At 70.8% G+C, this 15391-nt stretch carries 12 protein-coding genes; 3 read left to right on the forward strand and 9 right to left on the reverse strand.

Annotation, left to right across the window (positions count from 1 at the left end; translation table 11 throughout):
- Positions 1-7 precede the first annotated feature (7 nt).
- From I2W78_RS13860 to I2W78_RS13880, 5 genes are all read right to left on the reverse strand, one after another.
- Positions 8-3304 (reverse strand): S8 family peptidase, encoded by a 3297-nt coding sequence (locus I2W78_RS13860; RefSeq protein ID WP_307783687.1) that lies wholly within the window; start codon positions 3302-3304, stop codon positions 8-10.
- A 211-nt stretch (positions 3305-3515) separates the two neighbouring features.
- Positions 3516-4199: an ABC transporter ATP-binding protein gene (locus I2W78_RS13865; protein ID WP_196459963.1), complete on the reverse strand. Its 684-nt coding sequence runs from the start codon at positions 4197-4199 to the stop codon at positions 3516-3518.
- A 126-nt stretch (positions 4200-4325) separates the two neighbouring features.
- The gene (locus I2W78_RS13870) at positions 4326-5777 is read right to left on the reverse strand and encodes an ABC transporter permease (protein WP_196459965.1); all 1452 of its coding nucleotides are present in this window, start codon (positions 5775-5777) and stop codon (positions 4326-4328) included.
- A gap of 149 nt (positions 5778-5926) precedes the next feature.
- Positions 5927-7177, reverse strand: a complete 1251-nt coding sequence (locus tag I2W78_RS13875; RefSeq protein ID WP_196459967.1) for a L,D-transpeptidase — start codon at positions 7175-7177, stop codon at positions 5927-5929.
- A gap of 226 nt (positions 7178-7403) precedes the next feature.
- Positions 7404-7748: a hypothetical protein gene (locus tag I2W78_RS13880; protein ID WP_230885438.1), complete on the reverse strand. Its 345-nt coding sequence runs from the start codon at positions 7746-7748 to the stop codon at positions 7404-7406.
- A gap of 109 nt (positions 7749-7857) precedes the next feature.
- On the opposite strand from I2W78_RS13880, the gene I2W78_RS13885 reads away from it, so the two are divergent.
- Positions 7858-8169 carry a hypothetical protein gene (locus I2W78_RS13885; protein ID WP_196459971.1) on the forward strand — a complete coding sequence of 104 codons (312 nt, stop codon included), beginning with the start codon at positions 7858-7860 and terminating at the stop codon, positions 8167-8169.
- 57 nt (positions 8170-8226) lie between these two features.
- Positions 8227-8997, forward strand: coding sequence for a hypothetical protein (locus tag I2W78_RS13890; RefSeq protein WP_196459973.1), 771 nt, complete (start codon positions 8227-8229; stop codon positions 8995-8997).
- A 43-nt stretch (positions 8998-9040) separates the two neighbouring features.
- Here I2W78_RS13890 and hutH read toward each other — a convergent pair whose 3' ends face one another.
- The 3 genes from hutH to I2W78_RS13905 form a co-directional block, all read right to left on the reverse strand.
- Positions 9041-10579, reverse strand: coding sequence for a histidine ammonia-lyase (gene hutH / locus I2W78_RS13895; protein ID WP_196464546.1), 1539 nt, complete (start codon positions 10577-10579; stop codon positions 9041-9043).
- An 85-nt stretch (positions 10580-10664) separates the two neighbouring features.
- Positions 10665-11807 (reverse strand): GGDEF domain-containing protein, encoded by a 1143-nt coding sequence (locus I2W78_RS13900; RefSeq protein WP_196459975.1) that lies wholly within the window; start codon positions 11805-11807, stop codon positions 10665-10667.
- A 311-nt stretch (positions 11808-12118) separates the two neighbouring features.
- On the reverse strand, positions 12119-12919 hold the full coding sequence (locus tag I2W78_RS13905; RefSeq protein ID WP_196459977.1) for an enoyl-CoA hydratase/isomerase family protein: 801 nt from the start codon (positions 12917-12919) through the stop codon (positions 12119-12121).
- Between the two features lie 791 nt (positions 12920-13710).
- Between I2W78_RS13905 and I2W78_RS13910 the strand changes: the two genes are divergently transcribed.
- Entirely contained in the window at positions 13711-14181 is a 471-nt protein-coding gene (locus tag I2W78_RS13910) for a hypothetical protein (protein WP_196459979.1), read from the forward strand.
- Positions 14182-14202: 21 nt separating this feature from the next.
- Here the strand turns inward: I2W78_RS13910 and I2W78_RS13915 are convergent, their stop codons facing one another.
- On the reverse strand, positions 14203-15309 hold the full coding sequence (locus I2W78_RS13915; RefSeq protein WP_196459981.1) for an adenylate/guanylate cyclase domain-containing protein: 1107 nt from the start codon (positions 15307-15309) through the stop codon (positions 14203-14205).
- Positions 15310-15391: the final 82 nt, after the last annotated feature.

The raw sequence follows: 15391 nt of genomic DNA on the forward strand, positions 1-15391 counted from the left end.
CGGGCGATCACTTGCCGTAGTACGCGTTGTAGATCGAGATCGTCGACTTGTTGTTCTTCTTGTCGGTGATCTTCGCGTGGAACGAGATCGCCTTGCCCTTGGCCGGGTTCTTGACGGTGATCTTGCCGTTCTTGACGGTGACCTTCTTCCAGGTCTGGCCGTAGTCGTACGACACCCACACACCCAGCGACTTGAGGTTGCTGCCCGCCGCCGAGCCCTCGACGGAGACCGGGAAGGTGACCGTACGGCCGGCCGGGGCGCGGCCGTCCAGGCCGGGCGGCGCGTTGAAGCGGACCGTGGACGCCGGCAGCTTGGCCATGTCGGCGGACGGCTTCTTGGAGCGGAACGTCCAGCTCGCGTCGATCCGGGTGGACGTCCCCGCGACCTTGGCGTCCCGCTTCACCGAGGTGGTCAGCCGGTACTCGGCGTCACCCGTCGGAACCCTGAACGCCTTGTCGCCGAAGAGCGGGTCGCTGTTGGTGCCGACCTTGACGCCGTTGCGGTACAGGGTCGTGGCCACCGAGCCGAACAGCGACGAACCGGGGTGCTTGGAGCTGTCGGCGAACAGCGGCACGTAGCCGTAGATGTCGTTGCCCTCGCGGTACAGACCGAACTCGGAGTTCAGGGTCGGCCCGAAGACCGCCTTGTTGAAGGTCTGCGTGTACGACTTGCCCGCCTTGAACACCCGCGGGTCGCCGAGCGAGTAGTACGCCTCGGAGAGCAGGTTCCCCTGGGCGTCCTTGCCGCCGTACTGCTCGAAGTCGAACGTCCACTGGATGCCCTGGGACGTCGACAGGTACAGCGTGCGGCTGCCGGGCAGCTTCTGCTCGACGGACTCACCGGCGTAGAAGTCGGCGGGGAAGACACCGATGGGGACGAGCGCGCCCGTCTTGCCGGAGGCGGCGGCCCCGAGGTAGCCCTTCACCGTGGCGAGTTCGGACTTGCTGAACCGCCGGACCTTGTCACCCTGGATCTTCTTGACGTTGGCGGTGGTCGCCACGTCGTACTCGGCGGCCGTGCCCTTCGTCCACTGGCCGCCCCAGGTCTGGCTGAGGCCGCTCGTGATCTCGCCGCCCAGGTGGGCCATCCGCAGATCGGCGAAGGAGCCGGCGCCGAAGCCGAAGCCGATGCCCGCGCTCTCCAGGAAGTACGAGACCGTCGCGGACCGGGGCTTGGCCGCGGCGTCCGGGACCGTGATGGTCGCGGACTTGGTCTTACGGGCGTCGATCGTCACCGAGGTGTTCTTGGTGACGGTCAGCCGCGGCTGGACCAGCCAGTCGAGGCCGCCCTCCAGGTTGACGAAGTCCTTGGCGATCCAGGCGTCCATCAGGTAGGTGCCCTTGGGCACGCGCATTTTGGTGGTGCCGGACGCGACGACCGGCACCTGGTAGGCGCGGCCGTTGCCCAGGCCCGAGTAGCCGAGCAGCGCGGTGTTGTAGTCGTCCGTGCCCTGCCCGTCGCGGCCGATGTGCTTGACCGTGACGTCGTACGACTCCATCTCGCGCTGCACCGCGGCGGCCGTGCGGACGCTCTGCCCGCCACCCGTCGCGGTCACGTACGCGGAGTACGCGCCGTCAAGGGTGCCGCCCAGCTTGGTGTTGACGGTCATGTCGACGGAGGCCTTGCCGCCCGCCGGGACGGTCACCTTCGTCGCACCGAGCTTGAAGAAGCCCGCCGGGGCCGCCTGGCCCTTGGGGTTGGTGGCGGTGACCTTCAGGTCCAGCGTGACGTCGGTGGTGCCGAGGTTGTGGTACGTCAGCGGCTTGGTGACCGGGGTGTCGTCGGTGTGCGGCCACTGCTGGACGCCGAAGCTCACCGACACCGGGTCGGCGACCACGGTCTGCTTGATGGCCTTGTCGACCTGGATGCGGCCCGAGCCCTGCTCGAACGGCGTGTAGGCGCCGCCCTTGGTGGACGCGGTCAGCGCGCCCTTGATCTCGGCGTACGTCCAGTCCGGGTGCTGCTGCTTGAGGATCGCCGCCGCGCCCGCCACATGCGGGGTCGCCATCGACGTACCCGAGATGGTCAGGTAGCCGGCCGGGTTCTCGCCGACCTCCTGGGCGATGGCGCTGCCCTTGGCGGCGGCCGCGGTGATGTCCACACCGGGCGCGGTGACGTCCGGCTTGATGGCGCCGTCGCCGACGCGCGGGCCGGTGCTGGAGAAGCCGGCCAGCAGGTCCTTGTCGTCCACGGCGCCGACGGTGAGCGCGGCCTCCGCGCTGCCCGGCGAACCGACGGACTCCGGACCGGAGTTGCCGGCCGCGATGGCGAAGAGGATGCCCTTGTCGGCGGAGAGCCGGTTGACGGCCGCCTCCAGCGGGTCGACCTCCGGGGTGTCCATGCCGCCGAGGCTGAGGTTGACGACGTCGGCGCCCTGCTCGGCCGCCCACTCCATGCCGGCCAGGATGCCGGAGTCGTCGCCGAAGCCGCTGTCGTCGAGGACCTTGCCGTTGAGGATCTCGGCGCCCGGCGCCACACCCTTGAACTTGCCGCCGGACTTCGCGCCGGTGCCGGCCGCGATGGAGGCGACGTGCGTGCCGTGGCCCTGCTTGTCGGTGGCGTCGGCGGCGGCGGTGAAGTTCTTCGACGCGACCACCTTCGACTTGAGGTCGGCATGGGTGGTGTCCACGCCGGTGTCGAGGACGGCGATCTTCACGCCCTTGCCGTCGTAGCCGGCGGTCCAGGCCTTGGGGGCGCCGATCTGCGGGACGGACTTGTCGAGGGTGGCCTTGCGGACCCCGTCGAGCCAGACGTGCGCGATGCCGGAGACGGTCTTGTCGCCGTTGGTGACCGCGTCCCACAGCTCGGGCGTGTCCTTGGGCGCGGTCTGCACGGCGTCCGCGTTCAGCGACTTCAGGTTCCGGCGCAGGGTGCCCGCGTCGCGGACGTCGGCCTTGGCGGCGGTGGCGGCGCCCTTGTAGCCGACGATGACCTTCAGGCCGTTCTTCTGGGCCTTGCGGGTCGCGGACTTGTTCAACTCGGTGATGTCGAACAGCCGCTGGTCCAGCGTGCCGGTGGCGACCAGGCGGGCCGCGTCGGCGGGTATCACGAGCGTGTGGCCGTTGGCCTTACGAATCTGCACCGGTATGTGCTCGCGGCCCTCGGCCCGGTCCACGCCGACGACCCGCCCCTTGGCGTCCACGGAGACCCGGTCACCGGTGATCAGGGTGATGCGGTGATGCGACGTGAGCTTCGCAGGGCCGTTCGGGCTCTGCTCCGGCTTCGCACTCGCCGGGCTGGTCAGTCCCGCTGCGAGGGCGACGGCGGCCGCGGTGGCGACTGCGGCGGCGCCGGCTCTCTTCACTTGTCTGCGCAAAACTCCCCCTGGAGTTGAGTAACCGGACGAATCCCCATTCACCCGGCCGGGGGTGGTTCCGCACACATGCTCGTGCAACCCCCCGGAATCACGCAGTATGCCGGGGGGTGATCAGCTTCCTCAATAGAGATGTCTGTCACGAGTTGGCCATAAAGACGAATGAACCGTGAACTCGCGATGGCCACGGCGGCGCGGGCCGCTACGAGTTGGCGTTCTCCTTCACCGTGATCCGTCCCTTGCGGATCGTCGCCAGCCGCGGGGCCTTCTTCGCGATGGCGGAGTCGTGGGTGACCATGATGAAGGTGAGCCCGAGCTCCTTCCAGGTGCGTTCGAGTACGTCCATGATCTCGTCGCGCATCGACTCGTCGAGGTTTCCGGTGGGTTCGTCGGCCAGCAGCACCTTCGGCTGCTTCACCAGCGCCCGCGCGATGGCGACCCGCTGCTGCTGACCGCCGGACATCTCCCCGGGCAGATGCCCCAGCCGCTCACCGAGCCCGACCGACTCCAGCGCCTCGGCGGCCCGTTCACGCCGTTCCCCGGCCTTGATTCCGAGGGGTACGAGGGCGGTCTCGACGTTCTCCTGGGCGGTGAGCGTCGGGATGAGGTTGAAGCTCTGGAAGACGAAGCCGATGTTCTCGCTGCGCACCCGGGTGAGCCGGGCCTCGGGCAGCCGGGCCAGGTCGGTCCCGTCGAGGACGACCTCGCCGGAGGTGGGCCGGTCCAGGCCGCCGAGCATCTGCAGCAGCGTCGACTTGCCGCCGCCGGTGGGGCCCTGGATGACCAGCCGGTCGCCGTCGGCGATGGTGAGGTCGACGCCGTCCAGCGCGCGCACGGTGTCCTTGCCCCGGCTGTAGTGCTTGGTGACGCCTCTGAGTTCGTACATGGTCAATGGCTCCTGGGTGGGGTTCGGGGGTGGTGCGCATCGGGTTCGACTGCGGGTTCGCGGGGGCTGGTCGCGCAGTTCCCCGCGCCCCCGGGCAGGGCCGGCCCCGCCGGCCGGGACGGCCCGTTACTCCACGCGCCGCAACGCGTCCGCCGGCCGCAGGCGCGACGCCCGCCACCCGCCGAACGCGCCCGCGACGAGCCCACCGGTCACGGCCAGCCCGACCGCGAGGGCGATGGTCGTCACGCTCACGGGGGCCGTGAGGGCGACGTCGAGCGTGCGGGCCGCGGCCTGCCGCCCGGGACCGCCGCCGAATCCACCGCCGCCGGGACCGGTCGTCCCGCCACCGCCGCCGCCCAGTTCGGCCTGCAGGGTCGGGCTGATCGCGGTGACGACGTACGCCCCCGCCAGCCCGAGCGCGATCCCGAGCGCACCGCCGACCAGCCCGTTGACGACGGCCTCCCCGACCACCTGCCGGGTCACCCGCCCGGACCGCCAGCCGAGCGCCTTCAGCGTGCCGAACTCCCGCACCCGCCGGGACACCGCGGAGGACGTGAGCAGTCCGGCGACGAGGAACGCGGCCGCCAGCACCACGATCGACAGCCACTTGCCGACGCTGGTGGCGAGGTCGGAGGCGGTGGACAGGGAGCCGGAGACGGTGTCCGCGAGGTCGGCGGAGGTCGTCACGGTCGTACCGGAGATGTTCTTCTGGATCGTGGACTTGACGGCGTCGATCTGCTGGGAGTCGGCCGCCTTGACGTAGATCGTGGTGACCTTGTCCGCCGAGTCGCTGAGTGTCTGCGCCTGCTTGAGCGGGATGTAGAGGTTGGCCGCCGCGTCCCCGCTCTCCGCGGTGGCGATGCCGATGACCTCGTACTTGACGCCCTTGATGGTGACCGTGTCACCGACGGCCAGCTCCTTCTCCTTGGCGTAGGAGGAGTCGGCGACGACCACCTTGGCGTTGGTCTCGGAGGACGTGAAGGTACGGCCGCTGGTGATCTTCGAGGAGGTCAGCGGGCCGAGCTCGGGCTCGGTGACGTCGGTGCCGAAGACGGAGTAGTTGTTGACGTCGAAGTCCGCGCCGCCGCCCTGGACCCGGCCCTCGCCCGGCTGGCCGGACGGCTGCCCGCCGCCGGCACCACCGCCACCCTGCTGGAACTGACCGCGGGTGAACTGGCCACTGACCTTGATGACTTGCAGGCTCAGCCCACCGACGGCGTTCGAGACGCCGTCCTGCGTGCCGACCTTCGACACGGTCGAACTCGCCAGGGTCTCGAAGCCCTGGACCATCACCCGGTCGCTGCTCTGCTCCTCGTCGGAGCCGCTGTCCTGCGCGTCGAACCGGAACCGCGGCCCTTGGGCCTGCCCCTCCTCCTGCGGATCGGCGGCCTTGGTGACGGTCATGTCGGTGCCGAGGCCGTACAGCGACTGCAGGACCTTGTCCTGTGCCTGACCCATGCCGGAGGACACGGAGTTGACGACGATGACCAGCGCGATGCCCAGCGCAAGGCCGGAGGCGACGACGAGGGCCGCCTTTCTGCGGCGGCGCAGTTCGCGCCTCAGGTAGGTGAAGAACATGCGCCGAAAGCTAGGGACGCACCGTGATGGCCGAATAAGGCCGGGATAAGAGAAGGATGAGAAGACAGGGATGACAAGCGGCAGGAAACGACAGAGGCCGCCCGGCGCGGGGCGGCCTCTGTCGTTGAGCGTGCGTCAGAAAGCGCGGGTCAGACGGCGGAACCGGCCTTCCACTGCTCCCAGCTCATGTTCCAGCCGTTGAGCCCGTTGTCCGGCGCGATGGTCTTGTCGCCGGTGTTCTGGACGACCACGACGTCACCGACGATCGAGTTGTTGTAGAACCAAGCGCCCTCGGTGTTCGGGTCGTTGGCACCCTTGGTGTCGTTCAGCCCGACACAGCCGTGGCTGGTGTTGACGCTGCCGAAGATGGAGTCGGCGCCCCAGTAGTTGCCGTGGATGAAGGTGCCGGAGCTGGACAGCCGCATGGCGTGCGGGACGTCCTTGATGTCGTACTCGCCCTTGCCGTCGTCGTCGGTGAAGCCGACCGTCGCGCCGTTCATCCGGGTCTCCTTGAACTTCTCGGAGATCACCATCTGGCCCTCGTACGTCTTGTTCTCGGGCGAGCCGGCGGAGATCGGGATGGTCTTGACGACCTTGCCGTCCTGCGTGACCTTCATCTGCTTGGTCTGCGCGTCGACGTAGGAGACCTGGTTGCGGCCGATGGTGAAGGAGACCGACTTCTGCTGGACGCCGTAGACACCCTCGGCGCCCTCGACGCCGTCGAGCGCCAGCTTCAGCGTGACGGTGGAGCCTTCCTGCCAGTAGTCCTCGGGACGGCAGTCCATGCGGTTGGCGTTGAACCAGTGGCAGGCGACCTCCTGGCCGCTGCTGGTGGAGACGGTGATGCCCTTCTGGACGTCCGCCTTGTTGGTGATCGCCTTGTCGAAGTTGATCGACACCGGCATGCCGACGCCGACGGTGGAGCCGTCGTCCGGCGTGAAGGTGCCTATGAAGCTGTTGTCCGGGGAGACCGTGGTGAAGGAGGCGTTCTCGTGGGCCTCCAGGCCCTTGGCGTCCTTCGCGGTCACCGCGACCTTGTAGCGGGTGGAGCGCTCCAGCTGGACGCTGGGCTTCCAGCTGGTCTTGTCGGCCGAGATCTCGCCCTCGACGGCGGTCCCGTCGACGGTCGTCATCGACACCTCGGTGAGCGTGCCCTTGCTCACGGTGACGGCCGCCGAGTTGTTGATGGAGGCGTTCGTCGAGCCGTCCTTGGGGGTGATCTCGATCTGGGCCTCGGAGGTCTTCTGCGCCGCCGCCTCGTCGACCTTGGCCTGCGAGGTGTCGTTGCCGCCGTCGTTGTCGGCGGCCTCCCCGCTGCCGGAGCACGCCGAGAGCACCAGTACGCCGCCGAGCAGTGCGGTCGCGGCCCTCAGGCCCCTGAGCCGCTTACTGTTCGTCATCACACGCTTCTCCATCGTTGCCGATTCCCCAGAACCCCAGGAGTCCCCGTCAAGAGATTCAACGCTACGACCGGTTCGTCCCGTTCCACTTTCCCTCGATGTGTGGGGCTCACCACGTCCGCCGTGGCGGGTGACACATGGTGCGGGTGTCGGTCCGTGCGCCCCTTGAGACGAATGAACCCCGGGCGGCGGTTGCCGCCCGGGGTCACGATTTTCCCAAGCCGCGTCAGCCGACCCGCTCTTCCTCTTCCTCGTCGTCCACATCATCGTCGTCGAGGTCCCAGTCCGGCGAATCGGGGTCGTAGTCCACCTGCTCGCTGCTCCAGGAGGCCTGCTGGAGTTCGACCCCGGGCACCTCGCTGACCAGATCGAACGGGTCAACGAGATACGCCAGCGCCTCCGCGGTGTCCTCCGTCACAGCGCTCTCGGCGTGTACCCGTTCCTCGGCCTGCATATCGGCGTCCTCGGAGATCCGCCGTCGCGCCGCCCGGATCACGGCCTCGGCGTCGTCGACCTGGAGGACGAGTTCCACCCGAAGCCGCACAAAACCTGATGTCTCTGGAGTGCTCATGCTCGGAGAGTACGGCCCGGGGGGCCCGCGACTTTCCCGCGACCCGCGACTTTCACTAGCATCGCCCCACACGGCCAATTCGCCAGCGTCACAAGGGGATCGATATTCCGTGTCATCCGCTCGTCGTCCGTTGCTGACCGCCACCGCCGCGGGCACCCTGCTGGGGGCCCTGTGGTTCGTCCCCTCCGCGAACGCGACGGCGGACGGCCCGACAAGAGAGCGGTCCACGGTGACGCAGATGACGCAGGCCAGGGTGGCGACCACGACCACCGACACGACCGGCACTCAGACCGACGGCACCCGGCTGGCCGACACCGGCAGCTTCGACAGCACCCCGTACGTCGTCGGCGGCACGTTCTGTCTGGCACTGGGTGCCGGATTCGTGGTGTATTCGGTGCGTCGGGAACGCCTCGGGTTCTGAGAATGTTCTGAAAAACTCGGCTTGACGTGTCCTTGACCTGAGCCTCATAGTCCGCTCATGAAGAGATCATCGAGGGCGCGCATAGGCGCCACGGTCGCCGTGAGCGCGTTGTCGCTCGCCCTCATCACCGGTTGTGGCGGGGAGTCGGACAGTTCCACCGACTCCAAGGGCACGGAGTCCTCCTCCTCTCCGGCTCAGGCCGCCAAGGCGCTCAGCGCCGCCGAGCTGGAGAAGCTGCTGCTCGCGCAGGGCGAGGTCAAGGGTTACAAGGTCGACTCGGGGGACGACACCCTCCCGAAGTCCAAGTCCGAGGTGAAGACCGACAAGGCGGAGTGCGACCCGCTCGCCTGGGCCACCGCCGGTCTCGCCCCGGGCGACACGGAAGCGAACGCCAGCAACAACGTCGCGGAGGACAAGGCGTCGACCGCCACCGCGCAGCCGGAGGACGTCGCCGACGCCTTCAACGTCAACATGACGTTCGTCGGCCTCTCGTCGTACGAAGGCGATGGCGCCGAGAAGGCCATGAAGGCCGTGTCCGACGGCGTCTCGGCCTGCTCCGGCGGGTACGGACTCACCGCCGGGGGCGAGAACTCGAAGGTCACCAAGGTCGCCACGGTGAAGGGCTCCGGGCTGGGTGACGAGTCGGTGGCGTTCGCCGAGGACGTCGACATGGACGGCGAAGGCACGGCCACCTTCCACACCGAGGTGGTGCGCAAGGGCAACACCATCGCCACGTTCTACACCGTGAACTTCGCCGCACTCGGTACCGGCGAGGCGGCCGAGATCCCGGCGGCCGTGGTCGAGGCGCAGGTCGCCAAGCTCAAGTAATCTCCGGGGCCCTGCCGGTCGTACGGCAGGGCCCTCAACCGTTCTACTGCAGCGGCCCGGTGACCGTCTCCACCGCCGCCACCAGCCGCCCGTCCCGCACGAACGCGTCGGCCGTGGCCAGGTCGGGGGCGAGGAAACGATCCGGCCCGGGACCGGCCACCCCGGCGGCCCGCACGGCGTCGATGACGGCCTGCGTGGCGGGGGCCGGGGTCAGACCCTCGCGCAGTTCGATCGCGCGTGTGGCGGCGTACAGCTCGACCGCGACGACCCGGGTGAGGTTGTCGACGGCCGTGCGCAGCTTGCGCGCCGCCGACCAGCCCATCGACACATGGTCCTCCTGCATCGCGGAGGACGGGATGGAGTCCGCGGACGCCGGTACGGCGAGCCGCTTCATCTCGCTCACCAGCGCGGCCTGCGTGTACTGGGCGATCATCAGTCCGCTGTCCACCCCGGCGTCGTCGGCGAGGAACGGCGGCAGGCCGTGGCTGCGGTTCTTGTCCAGCAGCCGGTCGGTGCGCCGCTCGGCGATGGACGCGAGGTCGGCGGCTGCGATGGCGAGGAAGTCGAGCACATAGGCGACCGGGGCGCCGTGGAAGTTGCCGTTGGACTCCACCCGGCCGTCGGGCAGTACGACGGGGTTGTCGACGGCGGAGGCGAGTTCGCGGTCGGCGACGAGGCGGGCGTGGGCGAGGGTGTCGCGTCCGGCGCCGGCGACCTGGGGGGCGCAGCGCACGGAGTAGGCGTCCTGGACGCGCGGGGCATCGCCCTGGTGATGGCCCGTCAGGCCGGAGCCCTTCAGTACGGCCAGCATGTTGGCGGCGCTGGCGGCCTGGCCGGGGTGCGGGCGGATGGCGTGCAGCTCGGGGGCGAGGACCTTGTCGGTGCCGAGGAGGGCTTCCAGGGACAGGGCCGCGGTGACGTCGGCGGACTTGTAGAGGGTGTCGAGGTCGGCGAGGGCCATCAGCAGCATGCCGAGCATGCCGTCGGTGCCGTTGAGGAGGGCGAGGCCCTCCTTCTCGCGCAGCTCGACGGGTTCGATGCCGTGCGCGGCGAGCAGCTCGGCGGCGGGGCGGACGACCCCGTCGGGGCCCTCGGCGTCCCCTTCGCCCATCAGGGTGAGGGCGCAGTGGGACAGGGGCGCGAGGTCGCCGGAGCAGCCGAGGGAGCCGTACTCGTGCACGACGGGGGTGATGCCGGCGTTCAGCACGTCGGCCATGGTCTGCGCGACGTCGGGGCGTACGCCGGTGTGCCCGGAGCAGACGGTCTTCAGCCGCAGGAACATCAGCGCCCGTACGACCTCCCGCTCGACCTTCGGTCCCATGCCGGCGGCGTGCGAGCGGACGATGTTGCGCTGGAGCTGGGTGCGCAGTTCCTGGCCGATGTGCCGGGTCGCGAGGGCGCCGAAGCCGGTGGAGACGCCGTAGACCGGGTCGGGCTTGGCCGCCAGGGCGTCCACGATCCCGCGGGCCGCGGTGAGGGCGGCCACCGCCTCGCCGGAGAGCTCGACGCGGGCGCCGGCGCGCGCCACGGCGAGGACGTCGGACGCGGTGACACCAGACGTCCCCACCACCACAGTGTGCATATCCATATTCAGGAGCGTACGCAGTGAATTCGAAGATGTCACGAGTGGGGGCGGGATGTGACCCTTACCGTGATGCGGGGACCGCTCAGCGGCGGCCGCGGAAGCGGCGGCGCTCGGGGGTGGGGCCCTCGGGGGGTGCGTCGGCGAGGCGTACGACGGGGTCGTCGGGTCCCTCGCGGCCGGCCACGACCGCCTTCGCGGCGCGGACGCCCTTGGCCTGGTACTGGGCGGCGTCGGCGAGCCGGAAGAGGCGGCGGGCGGAGCGGACGGGCCCGATGGGGTCCTCGGTGGAGGCGACACCGCAGGCGACACCGTCCCCGAGTTCCAGCTCGGCCGCGCGCCGGCACAGCTCGTCGGCGACCTTGACGACGTCGTCGGCGGGCGGACCGACGGCGAGCAGGCAGAACTCGTCGCCGCCGAGGCGGGCGGCGAGGGCGCCGGGCAGCATGGCGCCGCACAGGGAGAGCACGGAGCCGAACCGCTCGAGGAGCCGGTCGCCGAAGGCGTGACCGCGGGTGTCGTTGACGCGCTTGAGCCCGTTGAGATCGCAGACGACCAGGCTGACGACGACTCCGTCCCGGCGGTGCCGCTCGATGGCCTCGTCCAGGCGCATGTCCACGGCGCGGCGGTTGGCGAGGCCGGTGAGGGAGTCGCTGAAGGCCAGTCGGCGGGCCTCCTCCAGCCGCTCGGTCTGCGCGATCCCGGCGGCGACGACGGCGGCCAGGACGGTGGCGAAGTCGGCGTCGGCGCGGTCGAAGACGGGGGCGCCGAGGGGCCGGGCGACATACAGCTCGCCCCAGGCGCGGCCGTGCAGGACGACGGGGGCGACGACGCAGCAGCCGCGTCCCCTGCGCCGCAGCGCGGCGACCCTCTGGTGACAGAATCCGGCACGCCCGGCGGTGGGACCCTCGGCGGTCTCCACCCAGGCGTCGGGCTCGCCGCCGCCGGCCCACTGCTCGTGCAGGAACTCCGTGATCTCGGCGAACTGGTGCACCGGATAGGCCTCGTCCTCGGGAAACTCCTCCTCGCCCGCGGCCCGCTCCCCCACATTGACGAGCACCCGCAACCGCCCGAGGTCCCGCTCCCACACCGACAGCGCGGCAAAGCTCCCGTCCAACGCCCGGCACGCCCCGAACGCCGCGGCCCGCCACGCCTCACGCTCCGACTGCGCCGCAGCCATCCCCTGCGCCAACGCCACCACGGCCGCGAGCCGGTTGTCCTCACCCATCACTCCAGGCTAGGGAGGTTTGGGGGGAATGGGGATGTTTGGGGGGCGGTGGGGTGAGGGACGTGCGACGCGACGGAACCATCTGGACCGCCGAGGAACGTCGGGACCGCCAAGGGCCTGTCCGGCGGATCATGCCGCAGACGCGGGGTCTGGCACGCCGATCTGCGGCGTTGTCCTCGGTCGCCGACTCCCCCACGCTCGAACGAGCTCGCGCGGGGGACCCCCTCGCCCCCGCTCACCCGCGACGACGAGTCACCCCCGATTTGCTGCGACCTGATCCGCCGGACAGGCCCTGGACCGCCTGGCCCCGATCACTCCCCGGGCCACTCCGGCTTCCGCTTCTCGTTGAAGGCCGCGACGCCCTCCGCGCGGTCCCCCGAGAACGCCACCGAGCGCCACGCCGCGTCCTCGACCTCCAGGCCGGCCCGCAGGTCCAGCCCGTGCCCCAGCCGCAGCGCACGCTTCGCCGCCCGCAGGCCGACAGGCGAGTTCGCGGCGATACGGGACGCCAGCGCCAGTGCCTCCGCCCGGTCCCGGCCGTCCTCCACCAGTACGTCCACCAGCCCCAGCTCCCGCGCCTCGGCCGCCTCCACCCGCCGCGCGCTGAAGATCAGCTCGGCCGCCCGGGCCGCCCCCACCCGCCGGGGCAGCAACTGCGTACCGCCACCCCCCGGAATCACCCCCACCGACACCTCCGGCAGCCCCACCACCGCCGTACCGTCCGCCACGATCACGTCACACGACAGCGCCAGCTCGAACCCACCCCCCAGCGCGAACCCGTGCACCGCCGCCACCGTCGGCACCGGCAGCTCCAGCACGCCGGTGTACGCCCCTCGCGCCACCGGCCGCTGTCGCACCAACTCGGCGTCACTCAGCGAGTTGCGCTCCTTCAGGTCGGCCCCCACACAGAACGCCCGCTCATGCGTCGAGGTCAGCACGACCACCCGCACGTCCCGGTCCGCCCCCAGCGCCGCACACGCCCCGGCGACCGACCTGGCCATCTCGGTCGACACGGCGTTCATGGCCTTGGGCCGGTCGAGTGCCAGCTCCGCGACATGCCCGTCCGCGTGCCGCCGAACCAGCACGAACTCCCCGAACCGCTCCTCGCTCATGACACCCTCCCGGTTAACGCGGGTTAACAGCACTCGCCCCGATCATTCCAGCCCCACCCCTCCGGGGGAAGGCCGAGCCCACCGCGCGCCCCCGGTTCCCGACTCACCCCCCGACACCCCGTTCGAGTGACATCCGGCCCGACTCCCTCCCCTGCCCCCAGGGGAGCGCATAGCGTGCGCACCGCCACGGCGCACCGGGGGGCGCGCGAGCGCATCGGGGAGGGACCGCCATGAGGACCAACACGTCGACGGACATCCCGGCAAGGAACGGCCAGAGGAACGACACGAGACGCGACGGCATGAGCGAACGCAGGGAAGCGCCTACCGGCACGAACGGCCCCGTCAACGCCGCCGCACGGACAGCGGGCCGCGCACCCCAGCCTCAAGGCACGACACCACCAGGCCGCGCACCCCAGCCCCATGGCACGACACCACCACCAGGACGCGCACCCCAACCCCAAGGCACGACACCACCACCAGGACGGGGACACGCACCCCAGCCCCATGGCACGACACCACCACCAGGACGCGCACCCCAACCCCATGGCACGACCCCACCAGGACGCGAACCCCGACCTCAGGGCACGACATCGATGGGACGCGCGCCCCAGCCTGCCTCCCAACCCCAGGGCCCGAGGGCAGCCGGACCCGCGCCCCAACCCCGACCAGCCCAACGCAGGAACACGCCGCCAACCCCCCAACCCTGGACCCCCACCGCCCGCGGCCGCCACCGTCGCCCCCGCCCCCGCAAGGTCCTCCTCGCCGCGGGCGGCCTCGCTCTCGCCGCCGGTGTGCTGAGCCTCGTACGCCTGGCGTCGCCCGACTCCGGAAGCGGCGGGGTCGGAGCCGCGGCGACGGGACCCAGTCCCGATGCGGGGGTCGGCAGTGAGCAGGCCGCCAACACGGCCGCCACCCTCCCCGCCGACCCCGCCACCGCGGGCCCCTCCGCACCCGCCCCCTTGGGCAGGCCGAGCGCGATCCCCGCGCACGGAACGACGGCGACGCACACCACCCCGTCAGCCCCGAACGCGGGCTCACCGAGCTACGCCCACCCCACGACCCCGGCCCGAGGCGAAGCCACAGCCGCCCCGAACGGCCCGTCCAACCCCGGCAGCACCAACCGCCCCACCACACCCCAGCGCCCGCCCACGACCAGCCCCACCCCGTCACCCACCCCGAGCACGCCCACCCCACAGCCCGACGACCCCGGCCTCTGCGTACCGATCATCGACCTGTGTCTGGATCCCCTGGGCGAGCGGTGAGGCATGCGAGGCACGCCCCCGCTACGACGCCCCGTCCCGCCGCGTGAGCAGCCACGGCTCGACCACGCCCAGCCCGCGCACCGGCCGCTGCCACATCGGCTGGAGCGCGAAGCGGTACGCCGGCGGCTCCTCGCCCTCCTTCTCCGCGGTGGCCGCGGCCTCCGCCGCCTCCGCCTCGGACGCGGGGGCCTCGCCGGAGCGGATCAGCTCCTCGGCGAACGCGCTGTCGACCAGCACCGCGTCCCGTGGAGCTATCGACGTCAACCGGGACGCCAGGTTCACCGTCGTTCCGAAGACATCACCCATGCGGGTGGTCACCGTGCCGAACGCGATGCCCACCCGCAGCTCGGGCATCGTCTCGTCGTTCGCCATGGTCTCGATGAGCCGCAGCGCGATCTCGGCCGCGACCCCCGCGTCGTCCGCGGCGTACAGCACCTCGTCGCCCAGCGTCTTGATCAGCCGCCCACCGCGCGCGGCCACCAGGTCGGCCGCCGTGGTCTCGAAGGCCTCGACGAGTTCGCCGAGTTCCTCCTCCTCCAGCCGCCGGGTCAGCCGGGTGAAGCCGACCAGGTCGGCGAAGCCGACGGCCAGACGCCGGTCGACCATCTCCTCGTCGTCGCCGGCCTGCACGACCCGCCCGGTCGCGGCGGCGAGCTGGCGCCGCCAGACGTAGACGAGGAACTCCTCCAGTTCCGGCAGGAGCAGCTCGACCAGCGGATAGGTCACCTCGGTGCGGGTCATGCCGGGCTCGGGCGGCTCGGTCAGGCCCTCCAGGAAGGAGTCGATCTGCCACTCGGCCAGTCGGGCGGTGGTCTGCCCGGTGGACCGGGCCACCTGGATCGCCATCGCCTCACTCAGCAGGCCCGCCTCGACCAGACCGGCCAGGCGCCGCAGCGCCAGCACGTCCGCCTCCGTCAGCGCCCTGGCCTGGCCTATGTCGGCGAAGCCCATGGCCCGCCAGAACCGGGTGGCCAGCTCCACGGACACACCCGCACTGCGGGCCGCCTGGAACGGCGTGTAGCGCCGCTCGGCGCCCAGGATGAGCTGTTCGAGCCGCAGGGCGAGCGGGTCCTCGCCGGAGTCGGCGCCCTGCGGGTCCATTCCGGAGCCCGTGTCGTCGACGGTCACGCCTGCTGCCCTTCCGATCTGCCGCGGTCAGGTATCGACCGGCCCCAACTTTACGTCAGCTGTGCCCCAGGTCACTCCTCCC

It is taken from the genome of Streptomyces spinoverrucosus (genome assembly GCF_015712165.1).
Classification (GTDB): Bacteria; Actinomycetota; Actinomycetes; order Streptomycetales; family Streptomycetaceae; genus Streptomyces; species Streptomyces spinoverrucosus_A.

Bases quoted from the DNA above. Each gene is read 5' to 3' on its own strand.
- I2W78_RS13875 (WP_196459967.1), bottom strand. From the start codon at position 7,177: ATGACGAACAGTAAGCGGCTCAGGGGCCTGAGGGCCGCGACCGCACTG.
- hutH (WP_196464546.1), bottom strand. From the start codon at position 10,579: ATGCACACTGTGGTGGTGGGGACGTCTGGTGTCACCGCGTCCGACGTC.
- I2W78_RS13890 (WP_196459973.1), top strand. From the start codon at position 8,227: ATGAAGAGATCATCGAGGGCGCGCATAGGCGCCACGGTCGCCGTGAGC.
- I2W78_RS13900 (WP_196459975.1), bottom strand. From the start codon at position 11,807: ATGGGTGAGGACAACCGGCTCGCGGCCGTGGTGGCGTTGGCGCAGGGG.
- I2W78_RS13870 (WP_196459965.1), bottom strand. From the start codon at position 5,777: ATGTTCTTCACCTACCTGAGGCGCGAACTGCGCCGCCGCAGAAAGGCG.
- I2W78_RS13905 (WP_196459977.1), bottom strand. From the start codon at position 12,919: ATGAGCGAGGAGCGGTTCGGGGAGTTCGTGCTGGTTCGGCGGCACGCG.
- I2W78_RS13865 (WP_196459963.1), bottom strand. From the start codon at position 4,199: ATGTACGAACTCAGAGGCGTCACCAAGCACTACAGCCGGGGCAAGGAC.
- I2W78_RS13880 (WP_230885438.1), bottom strand. From the start codon at position 7,748: ATGAGCACTCCAGAGACATCAGGTTTTGTGCGGCTTCGGGTGGAACTC.